The organism is Shewanella zhangzhouensis (assembly GCF_019457615.1).
Lineage (GTDB): Bacteria > Pseudomonadota > Gammaproteobacteria > Enterobacterales > Shewanellaceae > Shewanella > Shewanella zhangzhouensis.
Window position 1 is genome coordinate 546,717 of sequence record NZ_CP080414.1, and the last position, 15,145, is coordinate 561,861.

Here is a 15,145-nt window from a genome sequence, read left to right on the forward strand (position 1 = left end):
GCTTTTGTTTGCCAAAGTTAATTGCTGAAAATGGCGCTTTGATGTGTTGGCGACGATCAAGTCCCTGAAATTTGTTGAAGGTTGGTTTCAAAGCCCAGGTAATTCGCGTAATCTTTATGGCCTTAGTAAAGGGGCCTGAACTTGCTGTTGCAATGCCCTTTTACCCGCGGATTTACCCATAAAAACGTCGTTCAGGATTAAAAAATGGCAGACCTTCGTCAACAAGCACTCGATTATCATGAATTTCCGGTTCCTGGAAAAATGGCTGTGTGTCTCACCAAACCCGCTGAAACCAGCATGGATCTGGCGCTGGCTTACAGCCCGGGTGTGGCCGAGCCGGTGCGTGAAATCGCCTCCAATCCTGCCGACGCTTATCGTTACACCGCCAAGGGCAACACGGTTGCCGTGATTTCCAACGGTACCGCCATTTTGGGTCTGGGTAACCTGGGTCCCCTGGCCTCCAAGCCCGTGATGGAAGGTAAGGCGCTGCTGTTTAAGCATTTTGCCAATATCGATGCCACCGATATTCAGGTGAAGCACCGCACTACAGAAGAATTCATCAATACCGTTGAAGCCATTGCCGACACCTTCGGTGGCATCAATCTGGAAGACATCAAGGCGCCCGAGTGTTTCGAGATTGAGCGTGAGCTGATTGAGCGCTGCGCCATTCCGGTTTTCCATGACGATCAGCACGGCACTGCCATAGTCACCGCTGCCGGCATGATCAACGCGCTGGAAATTCAGGGTAAATCCATCGATAAAGCCGTGTTCGTGTGTATGGGTGCCGGCGCCGCCGCCATCGCCTGTATGACCATGTTGGTCAAGTGTGGTGCCCAGCGTGAAAATGTATACATGCTGGACCGCAAAGGTGTCATCCACACCCGCCGCGATGACCTGAACGAATACAAGGCGCTGTTTGCCAACAACACTGACAAGCGCACGCTGCAGGATGTGATTAAGGGCGCCGACGTGTTCCTGGGTCTGTCCGGTCCGGACGTCCTTGGCGCCGAAGATGTGCTCTTGATGGCCGACAATCCGGTGATCTTTGCCTGTTCCAACCCGGATCCCGAGATCAAGCCTGAACTGGCCCACGATACCCGCAAGGACATCATTATGGGTACCGGCCGCAGTGATTACCCCAACCAGGTAAACAATGTGCTGTGTTTCCCCTTCATTTTCCGCGGTGCGTTGGATGTTCGCGCTTCACGCATCAACGATGAAATGAAGATTGCCGCCGTACACGCCCTGGCAGACCTGGCGAAAGAGCCGGTGCCTGCCTCTGTGCTGGCTGCTTATCCCAATGTCAGCAGTCTGAGCTTTGGCCCTGAGTACGTGCTGCCAAAACCCATGGATCCTCGTTTGCTGCCAAGGGTTGCCCGTGCTGTGGCCCAGGCTGCCATCGACTCCGGTGTTGCTGCCATCGACACCCTGCCAGAGAACTACCTGGCCTGATCCAAACCCCTCAGTGGTAAAGACAGACAAAAGGCAACCCTTGTGGTTGCCTTTTGTTATTGAGTACCTGATAATTTTTAACAATTTGCAGTGTCCCGCCGGGGCCTTGCCGGCACATAAGAACTAAAACATCAGGACGGCCTCATCTCATGCAACTGACTCGCATGCTGACCAAAAAACTCATCAGCTTCTGGATGATGTCGCTGGCGGCTGTCGCTTTTGTGTTTTTGCTCAGCGCCCTGATGAGTTTCGTCCAGCTGACCTACCGCTTTCAGCAGCAAAAGGTCGCCGAGCTGGAAACCATGTTGGTTAACCATTATCAGCATCAGAGCAGTTGGGAGCTGGATAGCTGGTTGCCGCCCATGCTGCTGGCCTACAACACCGTCAGTTTCCGTTTAACCCGGGGAGATGAACTGGTATTTGAATATCAGGGCAATCTCGGCTCGGAGCAGACTGTACTTTACGAGCGCACTCTCCATGCCAACGATGCGCTCAGGATGCGACTGGAGCTTCCCCGTCCGTTTTCGGCCCACAGACTTGGCTGGCGTGAGTTGATGATCTTGCTGGTGGGCATAGTGGCGGTAGCGGGATTCGTGCGCTTCGGATTTCTGTGGTTTTCCGCTGAGCTTGAAGGCATTGAGGCGCTGGCGCAGCGCAGCAAACTTATTCTCGATGGCAAGCTGGATGAGGCGGCAAAAACACCTGGGAACGGTAAACCACGTCTAATTAATCGGGCGCTATCGAGACTGCTGGCGGAACTTGCCGACGCCCACAAAGAGCGGGCCCGTTTCGATAAATTTATTCGCTCCAATACTTTTCTCGATCCCCAAACCCGGATAGGTAACAGGCTGTTTTTACAAAACCGCCTCAATGCGCTTTCAAGCGACCAGGGAATGCTGGCACCGGGTGTCTTGTATCTGCTTGAAATGGAAGACCTGGATATTTTGCAGCAGGAGGCCGGCGATGAAGTGGTACTTGAGCTGCTTCACAGCACCATCAATGCCATCAATCTGGTGTTGCAAACCCAGGCCAACAGTATCTTCGCCCGCCGCTCCCATAATCAGCTGGCTATCGTTGTGCCGCAAATCTCCCTGGTGGAAGCCGATGCTCTGGCTGATAAGTTGCTGAAAATTTGTCTGGCGCAGCCGCTGCCGAAAATTGAGGAGGCCGATAACTTTTTCCATCTTGGGGGCGCTTACTTTAAAGAGGGAGACATGCCCGAGCCCTTGCTGGACGAGGCCGATATGGCTTTGCGCGCCGCGCAGCTGCAGGGTGCCAGTGGCTGGTTTATGTATGACAAGGGCGCTGTGGATCAAGAATTTGCCAAGGGTTCAGTTCGATGGCGCTCTTTTCTTGAAAATGCCCTGGTTAACCGAAATTTCGTCACCTTTGCCCAGCCTGTGTGCGAAGGCGATGGCAGTCATCATCACCATGAAATCTTTACCCGGGTACGTGACCCCATGGGCAGTCTGGTCAGGGCGACCCTGTTCATCCCCATGGCGGTGAAATGCGGCCTGATGCCGCAAATCGAGCGGCAGGTAGTGGAGCGTACCCTGTTTGAGTTGATGTCTGATACCGGCACTGCCAGGCGTCATTACAGCATCAACCTGAGTGTGGACTCGCTTACCAGCCGAGCCTTTGTGCGCTGGCTGCAAACCACCTTGCTCGAGTACCGTCATTTGGCTTCCCGGCTGGTGTTCGAGGTCACCGAAGACATGGTGATGAAGCATCGCAGTCAGCTCGAGCCCAAACTCAATATGCTGCGCAAAATGGGCAGCCGTATCTGTGTTGACCATGTGGGGCAGCAGGTGGTGAGTACCCAATATATCCGTGAGCTGGGTTTTAACTTTATCAAGCTGCACCGCTCAGTGGTGCGTCAAATCGATTTACGCCCCGAGAATCAGCTGTTTGTCCGCAGTCTTATCGGCAGTTTATACCGCACCGATGTGCAGGTGTTTGCCGAAGGGGTTGGCTCTTTTGAAGAGTGGCAAACACTGCAAATTTTGGGGGTAAGTGCCGGTCAGGGCAGTTACTTTGGCGATCCACAGCAGATCTGAGTGGCAATTTGTGCCAAAACCCTTGTGAAACACAGGCCCTCGGCCTATCTTATGGGGTAATCTCTGCATAATACTTATTAAAAATAACTAATTAGTACGCCATCGCCGCCCACTTTCCCTGACTTGGCGCGTTTCACGCGGTACATGGCAAGGCGCATAATCACACGGACATGACTGCAATGGGCCGATCCTCTTTTTGGCAAAAGAAAACTGAGCGGCGCGACCTTGGGCTCTATCTGGCGAACAACAGCTGTTGGGTGTTCCCGGCTGCAGGCGCCGAGACAGAAGCTGCTGAAATTCCTCTTGATGGTGATAATTGGCAAGGGCTGATGGCAGCCATAGTGTCCCGCTTTGGCCCGGCGCGTCTGGCATTGGTATTGGGTGCCGGGCGCTATCAATTGCTGCTCACCGACAAACCAGCCGTGCCCGAAAGTGAACTGGCCGATGCCGTTCGCTGGTCCATTAAAGATATGGTGTCTGAGCCGGTTTCTTCCCTGAAGCTGGATTATTTTGAGCCTCCCCATACCCATTCCAACAAAGTAACCGTGGTGACTGTCAGTCGCAGCGCCCTTGAACAACTGGTGCTGGCCGCCGATGACAAGGACTGCGAGATAGTCGGTATTGGCATTGAAGAGTTGGTCACTGCCAGACTGTTTGCCGCCGAGCCGCAGGCGCGCATGGTGGTAAGTCATGTGCCCGGCAATGAATTGCTGCTGACAGTCATCAAAGACGGTGAGCTGTGGATGCAGCGTCGGGTACGGGGATTCAGTGAACTTGACGAAATAGCCGAGTCTGATTTGGCCTATGGCGCCGCCGACAATCTCAGTTTGGAGCTGCAACGTTCCATGGATTATTTCGAGAGCCAACTGCGTCAGCCGCCGGTGGCGAGCATAGAGCTGTTGACTCAGGGGGCGACCCAGGCGCTGGCCAGGTTGGTGGGTGCCAACTTCAATCAGCGGGTCACGGCCTTAAATGCCGAGCCCGTGGGACAGACCTTTGCCCGCCTCGCCTGTGAAGAGTTTTTGGGGGCGCGTCCATGACCAAGACCCGTATCAATCTATACGACGAGTCCCTGCTGCCCACCCGGCAGCGGCTGAATTTCACCCTCATGACCCAGTCAGTGGTCGCCGTGCTTGCCATACTGCTGCTGGCGGGCATTGCAATTGGATGGCAGCTCTCAACCGTAAAGGCAGAGCTTAACAGTGCCAGAGCCGAATCTGAGCGCCTCGGCCAGCAAAAGCAGCAGCTGGAGGCTCAGCTGGCAAACCATAAGGCCGACGCTACCCTGGTGGCTGAGGTGACTGAGCTGCAGGATTTTCTGGCGTTGAAACGGCAACTCCTGAGTGAGCTTGGCAATCAGCAGCGATTTGCCAGCGGTGGCTATGGCTCGCTCATGACTGACCTGGCCTCTGCCGCCGACGGCAATGTCTGGCTTGAACGTATTTTGGTGGCCGAAGGTGAGCTCAGGTTTGAAGGCTTTGCCAAGGCGCCCACCAGTGTCCCTTTGTGGGTCGAACGGCTTAAGCACACCCAAACCCTGCGGGGGAAACAGTTTTCAACCATGACCATGGCCCGTGAAGAAGGCGCGCCGCTGGGCTTTATTCTCACCAGTGGCGCACTGAGGGAGGAGCAGAAACCATGAGCCGTTTCGATTCCCTCGCGACCAAATACGACGCCCTGACCATAAGAGAGCGGGGCATTATCTTTTTTGCCACCTTGTTTGGACTATTCATGTTGCTCTCCATGCCGGTGGAGAGCCTGTGGAAGGAATATCGCCAGGCAAGCCAGACGTTAAGTCAAACCCGGGCCACTAACCACATCAGTGAGCAGCAGCTTGCCCTGTATCAGGAGCGATTGGCTCAGGATCCAAACCGGGATTTTCTTCAGCGCAAGGCACTGCTGGAGAAAGAGCATCAACAGCTGGATAAAGCCTTGGAAGAGCAAACCCTGGATATGGTACCCGCCCGCCTGATGCCCAGTGTCTTGGCCAAAATGCTGGATGGTGCCAAGGGGCTGACACTTACCGGGTTTGAATCCATCGCTCCCGTGCCCCTGATTGAAGTCGGTGAGGGCGAGCAGAAACTGAACCTGTATTCCCACGGCATGGCGCTGACTCTGGAAGGGGATTTTTTTGCGGTGCAGCGGTTTGTTGAGGCGGTGGAAGGTCTTGAAAATAAGCTTTATTGGAAGCGAATGGATTACCGGGTTAAGGCGTATCCCAAAGCCGAGGTGCAGCTGATGCTGCATACCCTGAGCGTAAATGAGGACTTTATCCGTGTGGCGAATCAGTAGTTTACTTTTGTGCCTGTGCGGCGCATCCCAGGCGGCAGAGCCACTGAGGGACCCAACCCAGCCTGCGGACTTCAGGGCTCAGGCCGTGGGTAATACCCAGGGAAGTCGGCTGACCAGCATCATCAACTCCCCCGAGGCGAAATATGCCGTGATAGGTAACCGGGTGCTTACTTTGGGCGACAGTATCGGTAACGCGAGGATAACCGCTATTGGCAGTGATTATGTGTCCCTGTCTGACGGGAAAACCCTCAGGCTGTTTCAGGCTATTACAGAGAGATAAAAGATATGGCAATTTCTGGTATCAAATACCTTACCCCTCTGCTGTCGCTGTGCCTGATAGCATGCCAAACCACTGACAGGCCCAACCCTCAGGCGTCAAAAGACGCGCTCAAGGAGGTTGTGGCTCAGAAAAGTGTAGAAACTCAGCCACCGGCGAAGCTGCCGGATTCGGTCTCCCGCGAACTCGCTGGCAGCAACACAGTATTTGCGCCTAATCTGCCACCGGAGCGCCGTTTCGATGTGGCCGCCAATGCGGTGGATGCCCGGGTGTTTTTCCCCAGTCTCGTTAAAGGCACTCCCTTCAGTGTGGCCGTACACCCCGAGGTGCAGGGACGGATTTCGCTGTCGCTCAAAGGGGTGACCCTGAGTGAGGCCTTGCAGGTGATTGAAGATCTGTACGGCTATGAGGTCAGCCACGAGGGCAAGGTGCTTAAGGTGTTCCCATCGGGAATGCGTACCGAAACTTTTCCGGTGAACTACCTCTACATGGAGCGCATGGGGGTGTCTTTAACTTCGGTGACGTCCGGCCGTATTTCAGACAACAACAATAACAACAATAACAACGGCAATAACAACAACGGCAGCAATGGCAATAATGCATTTGATAATAGTGGGGCAAACAACGGCGTTAACGGTAATTCCAACGGCAACAACACCAACGGCACCTTTATCCAGTCCCGCAACAAAACCGACTTTTGGGGGGAGTTGAAAGAAACCCTCGAATCCCTGATTGGTGGCACCGGTAATAACCGCCATGTAGTGGTGACGCCCCAGGCCGGTTTGGTGACTGTGCGTGCGCTGCCGGGCGAACTGCGTCAGGTGAGGGAGTTCTTGGCCACCGCCGAAACCCACCTGCAGCGTCAGGTGATTTTGGAGGCCAAGGTGCTTGAGGTGACCCTGTCTGATGGTTACCAGCAGGGTATCCAATGGAACAAGATTGCCGGCAGTGCCCTGGCCGATGGCAATACCAAGATTAATTTTGCCACGTCAGCGGGCAATGAATTCGGCAATCAAATTTCCAGCGCTCTGGGGGGCGTGACCTCACTGTCCATCATAGGTTCAGACTTCGACGCCATGATAAATCTCCTCGATACCCAGGGGGACGTGGATGTGCTGTCGAGCCCCCGTGTCACTGCCTCCAACAACCAAAAGGCGGTGATAAAGGTGGGCAAGGATGAATACTTTGTCACCGATGTATCATCCACCACTGTGGCGGGCACTACGCCTGTGACCAGTCCCGAAGTCGAGCTGACGCCCTTTTTCTCCGGTATCGCACTGGATGTCACCCCGCAAATTGACGGTCAGGGCAATGTGCTGCTGCACGTGCATCCCTCAGTTATCGATGTGAAAGAACAAACCAAGACCATCAAAATCAGCAACAGCGATCTGGAACTGCCTCTGGCCCAGAGTGAGATCCGCGAATCGGATACCGTGATTAAAGCAACGTCGGGCGATGTGGTGGTGATTGGTGGTCTGATGAAGAGTGAGAGCATGGAGCTGGTGTCCAAGGTGCCGCTGCTGGGGGATATTCCGCTCCTGGGTGAAGCCTTCACCAACCGTAGCCAGTCTGTTCGTAAAACTGAGCTGGTGATACTGCTCAAACCCACCGTGGTCGTAAGCGGCACCTGGCAGAAAGAGCTGGAACGCTCAAAGGCCTTGTTGGATCGTTGGTATCCCGAGGGCGAATAAGGTGTATTTGCAGCACTTTGGTCTTCGGGAGATGCCGTTTGCGCTGACCCCGAATACCGGATTTTTTTTCGCACTGGCGCCCCATGCAGAGGCGCTGCAGGTGCTGCAAACTGCACTGCAAACCGGCGAAGGTTTTATCAAGGTCACCGGTGAGGTGGGGACCGGTAAAACCCTGATTTTGAGAAAGCTGCTCAACGACCTGCCCGCACCGCTTCGCTGTGCGTATCTGCCCAATCCCTGTCTGTCGCCCAACGAACTGCGCTGGGCGCTGGCACTGGAGCTTGGCCTCAAATACTCCGCCAATATCGATCAGCAGCAGTTAACCAGCCTTATTCAGCATCAACTGATGGCGCTGGCCGCCCACGGTCACAGCGTGGTGCTTATTCTGGATGAAGCCCAGGCTTTGCCTCAGGAGAGTTTGGAAACCTTAAGGCTATTCACCAACCTGGAGACTGAGAGTCGCAAGCTCCTGCAGGTGGTGCTCTTTGGTCAGCCCGAATTGGATGAGAGACTCGCGAGCCCTGAACTGAGACAACTGAGGCAAAGGATTACCTTCAGCTATCGTTTGCGCCCCCTCAACCGGCAAGAAATCGCAGCCTATGTGGAGCACAGACTAAAGGTGGCGGGGTTACGCGATACAGGCCTTTTCGATAATGCCGCCATCGCCGCCATCGCCAGGGCATCGAGAGGAATACCCAGACTTATCAATATCCTGGCCCATAAGGCGTTAATGCTGGGGTTTGGCGAGGGCCTGCACCGCATTGGGCGACGCCAGGCGCTGGGTGCCATAAGGGATACCGAAGATGCATCCAAACCCTTCTGGCCTCATTGGTTGCCGGTGCTTAGTCTGGGCAGCCTGATGGTTGCCGCCATGGGCCTATGGTGGCGCGGGGGCGGATTATGAGCGTTATCAATCAAATGCTGAAAGATTTGGATAAGCGCTCCGAGCCACATCAGCTGCAACAAGTGCCCGCCGCAGTTGCCATTTCAGCGAGCAAATCCTCGGGTCTGCCCTGGCGCTGGCTTATCTTGCTGTCGCTGCTCCTTGTCGCAATCGCGCTGATGCTTTGGAGCCTGAAAGCGTCTGATAGCGAGCGAACGATAGCATCAGGCCCTCAGGGTTCCGCACAACAGGCTGCGGAAAACATGGCAACTGCAGGTGCTGCACCGGTAAAAATGGAACCTGCGAGTAATGCTTTGGAATCTCATCGTCAGGAGTCTCCTGTTCAGGCGTCAAATGTCCCGGGGCCCGCAAATGCCAGTCGAGGCACTGAATCAGGTGTGTCGAGAGAGCCAGTAAGCGAGTCAGGGAGCACAACCCAAAACGCAACGGAGGATGGCGAGTCTGAGACCTTAACCGAACCGACCACAGCCTCTGCGGCAGGTGAGGTAATTGCGCCGGCTTTGTCAGTGAAAACCTTAAGCGAGCCGCCGGTGACTGGTTCTTCCAGCGCTGCCCTGAATACCAATACGCCTGCGCCAGGCAGCATGGCGGTGACCGAAGTAGTGCTGACCCCGGCAGAACAAGCCGAGCGCGCCATGGTGAAGGCCAATGCCGCCAGGGACGCCGGCAAGCTTGATGAGGCGATGCGCCAATACGCCATGGCACTTTCTTATGAGCCAGCCCGGCATGAAGCAAGACGTCAATTGGCGGCGCTGCATTATGGGCAGGGGCAAGCCGGGGAAGCCATTAAGCTGCTGCAGCGTGGGCTGGCCGAATTTCCTGAGCAGTCGTCTATTGCGCTGCTCCTTGGTCGTCTGTGGCGCGAGCAGGGTGATAAGCAGCAGGCGCTGGCAGCCCTTCAGTCGATTGGTGACAGCGACACACTTGCCCGGGATAAGTGGCTATTGGTGGCAGATATTGCCCGTGAACAAGAAGATTACGCACTGGCCGAAACCGCCTACCAGAAGCTTTTGAGCAGCGGTATGGAAAAAGCCCAGTGGTGGCTGGGGCTTGCCTACGCACAGGATGCACAGGGCAAGTTGAGCGATGCCCGTTATCACTATCAGCGTGCGCTCAGCACCGCCGGGTTATCAGCCGACGCCCGTGCCTACATAGAAAACAGATTGACGCAGTTGGGAGATAGCCAATGAAACCAAAACTCAAGATGCGCCTTGGGGATTTGCTGGTCTCGGAACAAATCATTGGTGAGGATCAGCTGACTGCTGCACTGGCTCAGCAAAAGAGCACCGGTCGTAAGTTGGGGCGGACCCTGATTGATATGGGGTATATTGCCGAAGATCAGCTGCTTAAGTTCCTGTCCCAACAGCTGAATATTCCCTATCTCGATATCAGTCGCCGTCCTGTGCCTCCCGCTGTGGTGAATCTGCTGCCAGAAGTGCAGGCCCGTCGCTACCGCGCCCTGGTGATTGAAGATAAGGGGGATGCGGTGGTGGTCGCCATGAGCGATCCGGCGGATCTGCAGGCGCTGGATAACCTGGAAGTGCTGCTGGCACCCAAGCGCCTCGAGTTGGTGGTTGCCCCTGAAGCCCAGCTAATGCAGGCCTTTGACAACCTGTACCGGCGCACCGAGCAAATTGCCCAAATGGCCGGGCAGCTGGAAGAGGAATATGCCGCCGACGAGGCATTCGATCTGGCCGCGCTGACCGCCGGTGACAGTGACAGTGAAACCACTGTCGTAAAACTGTTGCAGTCGATTTTCGAAGACGCAGTACAGATGCGGGCATCGGATATTCACATCGAACCCGGCGATAAATCGCTGCGCATCCGTCAACGCGTGGATGGCCACCTGCAGGAAACCATACTTAACGAAGTCACCATAGCCGCAGCGCTGGTGCTTCGTCTCAAGCTGATGGCGGGATTGGATATTTCCGAAAAACGCCTGCCTCAGGACGGCCGTTTCCATATGGAAGTCAAAGGCCACAAAATCGACGTGCGTATTTCCACCATGCCCATTTACCACGGTGAGTCTGTGGTAATGCGTCTGCTTGACCAATCGGCCGGTTTGCTGACCCTGAATGAAACCGGTATGCCAGATGCGATTCTGCAGCGGGTACGTAAACAGATTAAGCGGCCCCACGGCATGCTGCTGGTGACAGGTCCTACGGGTAGCGGCAAAACCACCACCCTCTACGGCATCCTGAGTGAACTCAATACGGCCGATCGCAAGATAATCACGGTGGAAGACCCGGTGGAATATCAGCTGCCCCGCATCAATCAGGTGCAGGTTAACCACAAGATTGGGCTGAATTTTTCCAATGTGCTGCGCACCACACTGCGTCAGGACCCAGACATCATCATGGTGGGGGAGATGCGTGACCACGAGACCGTGGAAATCGGATTGCGGGGCGCCCTGACGGGGCACTTTGTGCTTTCGACTCTGCACACCAACGACGCGGTCACCTCGGCACTGCGACTCCTGGACATGGGGGCAGCCAGTTATTTGGTGGCCAGTGCGCTGCGGGTCATCATTGCCCAGCGCCTGGTGCGACGCGTATGCCAAAACTGCGCCGTGGATTATCAATTGACCAGTCAGAATAAAGCTTGGCTAACCAGCGTCAGTAAGGGGATGGATTTTTCTCAGGCCCGTTTTCGCATGGGCACTGGCTGTCAAAGCTGCAGTGGTACAGGTTACCGTGGTCGTATCGGTATTTTCGAGCTGCTGGAGCTGGATGAGGCCATGGTGGATGCCATGCGCACCGGCAATCCTCAGGAATTTGCCCATGCCGCATATGCCAGTCCCAATTTTACCCCCTTGCTTATCTCGGCACTCAATTACCTGAAGCAGGGGATGACCACCATTGAAGAGGTCGCCAGGCTGGTGGAGGACGTCAGCGAAACCCAGATACCTCTGTCGCAGGAAATGGCCCAGTTTGATGGGGCGGGAGCCTGACGATGCCTGTGTATAAGTATCGGGGGCGCAATGCCCAGGGACAGCAGGTAACGGGGGAGCTTGATGCCGCCTCCGAGAATGCGGCCGCCGATCAGCTGCTGTCGCGGGCGGTTATTCCGCTGGAATTTCGAGAAACCAAACCCCGGGGTGAAGGTGTCAGCGTATCCAGTTTGTTTCGCCGCCGGGTCAGCCTGGAAGAGTTACAGATTTTTACCCGGCAGATGTACTCCCTGACCCGCTCAGGGATCCCGATTCTCAGAGCCATTGCCGGGCTTAGTGAAACCACCCATTCCCAGCAAATGAAGCAGGCGCTGGATGATATTTCTGTGCAGCTGACCGCGGGTCGCCCCCTGTCATCGGCGATGAATCATCATCCCGAGGTGTTTGATGCCCTGTTTGTTTCCATGGTGCATGTGGGCGAAAACACGGGTAAGTTGGAAGATGTCTTTTTGCAGTTGTCGGGTTATCTCGAGCGCGAGCAGGAAACCCGTCGCCGCATCAAGTCAGCGGTCCGTTACCCCACCTTTGTGCTGATAGCCATCTCCCTGGCCATGGTGATTTTAAACATCATGGTGATCCCCAAATTTGCCGACATGTTTTCCCGCTTTGGCGCCGAGCTGCCCTGGGCGACCCGGATACTGATTGCCACATCCAACTTTTTTGTCAATTACTGGTGGCTGTTGGCACTGCTGGTGGTGGGGCTTGTGGGTGGTCTCGCCTATTGGCATAAAACGGAGCAGGGTGAAAAAAAATGGGATCAGTGGAAGCTGCACATGCCAGCCGTGGGCTCCATCATTGAACGCTCGACCCTGTCTCGCTACTGCCGCAGCTTCGCCATGATGATGGGCGCCGGTGTCCCTATGACCCAGGCCCTGAGCTTGGTGGCCGACGCGGTGGATAACGCCTACATGCACGACAAGATTGTTGCCATGCGCCGCGGGATTGAGTCGGGCGAGTCCATGTTGAGGGTTTCCAACCACAGCAAACTCTTTACCCCCCTGGTGCTGCAGATGGTGGCGGTGGGGGAAGAGACCGGACAGCTGGAACAGCTCCTCAACGATGCCGCCGATTTTTATGAGGGCGAAGTGGATTACGACCTGAAAAATCTTACCGCCAAGCTTGAGCCCATTCTCATCGGAATCGTGGCCGGCATAGTGCTCATTTTGGCGCTGGGTATTTACCTGCCCATGTGGGACATGCTCAACGTGGTCAAGGGAGGCTGAACCTTGTTACCACAGCGGGAAGCCGAAGGAGAACTGATTGGTATCTATCGCCGTATGTTGGCGGTGATAGTAATGCTGTTACTGCTGGCTGTGGTGGGATTCAGGTATTTTTCCGGCTTGGAGTCCGTTGCATCCCACAGCATGGTGATGGAACAGGGACGCCTGCAGAATCTTGTGTCAATGGCGCGCTCCAAATGGTTGGGGCAGGGGCGGGGTGAGATACTCAAATTGGAGTGGGAGCTGCTGGACAAAGATAAACCGGCTGCCCCTGTGCTTATTCATATGAGCGCTGCCGGCTGGCCGCAGCCGCCCCAAAGAGATGCCATCGGTTGCCGGGCATTGTGGCAGCAGCTCCTGGGTTATGGCACTGAAGATTTAATCGATGTGTCTTTTGATACAGGCAGCGGCAGTTGCCAGTATTTGGGCGAAGCAGACAGTCTTATCAGCTACCATTTGGACACCGGAAAAGTGACCTTGGTCAACCATACTAATTAGCTGTTATATATGAGACTTTTCAAGATGAATTTAGCTGCTACAATGGGAAAATGGACGATTGGGGGCACCTATGAAAGCTAAACAGCAGGGATTTTCACTGATTGAGTTGGTGATAGTCATAGTTATCCTTGGGCTATTGGCGGCGACCGCTATACCCAGATTTCTGAACATCACCGACGAAGCAGAAGCGGCCAGCGTGGATGCGGTGAGCGGTGGTTTGGTTACGGCGGTAAGTTTCGTGCGCGCCCAATGGGAAATCGATGGCCGCAACAACGACTACGTGTTGCTGGATGGCTCCCAAATAGGGCTCGACAAACGCTTTGGTTACCCCACCGGCGACAATAATGTATCTGCCACTGATATGACAGATGCCACCTGCCAGCAGGTATTTAATCTGATTTTGCAAAGCACGCCCCGTAACGTGCTTTATACCCAGGACGCCCGTAAGCAACGTTATACCGTGAGGGTAATCGGTGGCGCAGGTGGCAGCAGCAACGATCTCAATGGTCAAACGGTTAATGGCCTGGATTTATGCGTGTACCATCAGGTGTCATCTTTGAACCTGGACCCCAATACCGGCATTGCCACCCCGGTACCGGACCTGACCACGTCAGGCGCCTCCGGCATTACTTATAATCCGGGTACCGGCAAGGTGCTCAGCTTCACCAACCCCTGAATATCAGGCAAATTAATTTCACAGAAAGGTAAGAAAGCATGAAAAAACAGCAAGGTTTTACCCTGATTGAGCTGGTGGTGGTGATCATCATTTTGGGCATTCTGGCTGTGACTGCGGCACCCAAATTTATTAATCTGCAAGCCGATGCACGTAAGTCAACTGTGGAGGGTGTTAAAGCCGCCCTGCAAGGCGCCAACACATTGATTTATTCCAAGGCTGCGCTTGCAGGAAAAGAGAAAGCAGCTGGCGAAACTGTCACTATTAGTACAGGTGTTACAGTAACCACAGATTTTGGATATTTGGATAGTGCGACTGATTCAGCTACGGTCAAAGCTAATCTTGAAAAAGCGATGGATATGACTTTTGAAGCCATTACAGATGCTGGAACTGTTGCGACCGGTGATTACGGTGTTATTTGGGTGAGCGATAGTTCATTCATCATTATGCCCAAGGGTAAAAAGAGTACTGATTCATGTCTTTTAAATTATACCCCTGCGACGGCTACGACAGCGCCAAACTACGTTTTGATAGTAACCGATTGTTAAAAGGTGAATTTGATGAAGAGACAACAAGGTTTTACCCTGATTGAGTTGGTGGTGGTGATCATCATCCTGGGGATTCTGGCAGTGACCGCAGCGCCTAAATTTATCAATTTGCAATCTGATGCGAGGCTCTCAGCTCTTAACGGTCTAAAGGCCTCCATCCAGGGTGCAAATTCGCTGGTATATTCCAAGGCCGCACTCCAGGGCGTAGAGACCAAAGATGGTGGCACTACAGCTAACATCGATCTTAATGGCGATGGCACTGCGGATATTGTGGGTGTTTACGGCTACGTGAAGGCCACAAAAGCAGACATGGAGAAAGTGTTGGAGTCCAAGTTTGATGCGGGCACTTCTCCAACTGTTACCGGCTCTAATGACTGGATTATTGATGCTACAACAGCAGCAGGCACTGCGACTTTCTGGCAACGTGGCGCACCTGATACATGTAAGTTTTCTTACACTCCACCTGCAGCTGCTGGTGGCCAGCCAACCTTCTCCGCGTTACCCACAGCGAGTGGTTGCTAATTGAAACTAAAAGGCCTGCTTCGCAGGCCTTTTAGTTTCAGGTATATAGTCAAGGTCTGAA

The 15,145-nt window shown here is 54.5% G+C and carries 15 protein-coding genes; all 15 read left to right on the forward strand.

Annotation, left to right across the window (positions count from 1 at the left end; genetic code table 11):
• Window positions 1-204 precede the first annotated feature (204 nt).
• The 15 genes from K0H63_RS02390 to K0H63_RS02460 all read left to right on the forward strand — a co-directional run bounded on the left by K0H63_RS02390 (window position 205) and on the right by K0H63_RS02460 (window position 15,084).
• Entirely contained in the window at window positions 205-1,452 is a 1,248-nt protein-coding gene (locus K0H63_RS02390) for a malic enzyme-like NAD(P)-binding protein (RefSeq protein ID WP_220066550.1), read from the forward strand.
• Between the two features lie 149 nt (window positions 1,453-1,601).
• On the forward strand, window positions 1,602-3,509 hold the full coding sequence (csrD, locus tag K0H63_RS02395; protein ID WP_220066551.1) for an RNase E specificity factor CsrD: 1,908 nt from the start codon (window positions 1,602-1,604) through the stop codon (window positions 3,507-3,509).
• A gap of 170 nt (window positions 3,510-3,679) precedes the next feature.
• Window positions 3,680-4,549: an MSHA biogenesis protein MshI gene (locus K0H63_RS02400; protein WP_220066552.1), complete on the forward strand. Its 870-nt coding sequence runs from the start codon at window positions 3,680-3,682 to the stop codon at window positions 4,547-4,549.
• Window positions 4,546-5,151, forward strand: a complete 606-nt coding sequence (locus K0H63_RS02405; protein ID WP_220066553.1) for a PilN domain-containing protein — start codon at window positions 4,546-4,548, stop codon at window positions 5,149-5,151. The genes K0H63_RS02400 and K0H63_RS02405 overlap by 4 nt, the downstream gene beginning before the upstream one ends.
• Window positions 5,148-5,801 (forward strand): MSHA biogenesis protein MshJ, encoded by a 654-nt coding sequence (locus K0H63_RS02410; protein ID WP_220066554.1) that lies wholly within the window; start codon window positions 5,148-5,150, stop codon window positions 5,799-5,801. The genes K0H63_RS02405 and K0H63_RS02410 overlap by 4 nt, the downstream gene beginning before the upstream one ends.
• Window positions 5,785-6,081, forward strand: a complete 297-nt coding sequence (locus K0H63_RS02415) for an MSHA biogenesis protein MshK (RefSeq protein ID WP_258405639.1) — start codon at window positions 5,785-5,787, stop codon at window positions 6,079-6,081. Before K0H63_RS02410 ends, K0H63_RS02415 begins: the two co-directional genes overlap by 17 nt.
• An 11-nt stretch (window positions 6,082-6,092) precedes the next feature.
• Window positions 6,093-7,769 carry a pilus (MSHA type) biogenesis protein MshL gene (gene mshL, locus K0H63_RS02420; protein ID WP_220067787.1) on the forward strand — a complete coding sequence of 559 codons (1,677 nt, stop codon included), beginning with the start codon at window positions 6,093-6,095 and terminating at the stop codon, window positions 7,767-7,769.
• Between the two features lies 1 nt (window position 7,770).
• A complete protein-coding gene (locus tag K0H63_RS02425) occupies window positions 7,771-8,673 on the forward strand; it encodes an ExeA family protein (RefSeq protein WP_220066556.1) in 903 nt (300 codons plus the stop codon).
• Complete coding sequence (locus K0H63_RS02430; protein ID WP_220066557.1) at window positions 8,670-9,863, forward strand: tetratricopeptide repeat protein; 1,194 nt, start codon at window positions 8,670-8,672, stop codon at window positions 9,861-9,863. The genes K0H63_RS02425 and K0H63_RS02430 overlap by 4 nt, the downstream gene beginning before the upstream one ends.
• Window positions 9,860-11,623 carry a GspE/PulE family protein gene (locus K0H63_RS02435; RefSeq protein ID WP_220066558.1) on the forward strand — a complete coding sequence of 588 codons (1,764 nt, stop codon included), beginning with the start codon at window positions 9,860-9,862 and terminating at the stop codon, window positions 11,621-11,623. The genes K0H63_RS02430 and K0H63_RS02435 overlap by 4 nt, the downstream gene beginning before the upstream one ends.
• A 2-nt stretch (window positions 11,624-11,625) precedes the next feature.
• Entirely contained in the window at window positions 11,626-12,846 is a 1,221-nt protein-coding gene (locus K0H63_RS02440; protein ID WP_220066559.1) for a type II secretion system F family protein, read from the forward strand.
• A gap of 3 nt (window positions 12,847-12,849) precedes the next feature.
• On the forward strand, window positions 12,850-13,341 hold the full coding sequence (locus K0H63_RS02445) for a hypothetical protein (RefSeq protein WP_220066560.1): 492 nt from the start codon (window positions 12,850-12,852) through the stop codon (window positions 13,339-13,341).
• Between the two features lie 70 nt (window positions 13,342-13,411).
• A complete protein-coding gene (locus K0H63_RS02450) occupies window positions 13,412-14,017 on the forward strand; it encodes a pilin (RefSeq protein ID WP_220066561.1) in 606 nt (201 codons plus the stop codon).
• Between the two features lie 38 nt (window positions 14,018-14,055).
• Entirely contained in the window at window positions 14,056-14,562 is a 507-nt protein-coding gene (locus K0H63_RS02455) for a type II secretion system protein (protein WP_220066562.1), read from the forward strand.
• Window positions 14,563-14,574: 12 nt separating this feature from the next.
• The gene (locus K0H63_RS02460) at window positions 14,575-15,084 is read left to right on the forward strand and encodes a pilus assembly FimT family protein (protein ID WP_220066563.1); all 510 of its coding nucleotides are present in this window, start codon (window positions 14,575-14,577) and stop codon (window positions 15,082-15,084) included.
• Window positions 15,085-15,145 lie beyond the last annotated feature (61 nt).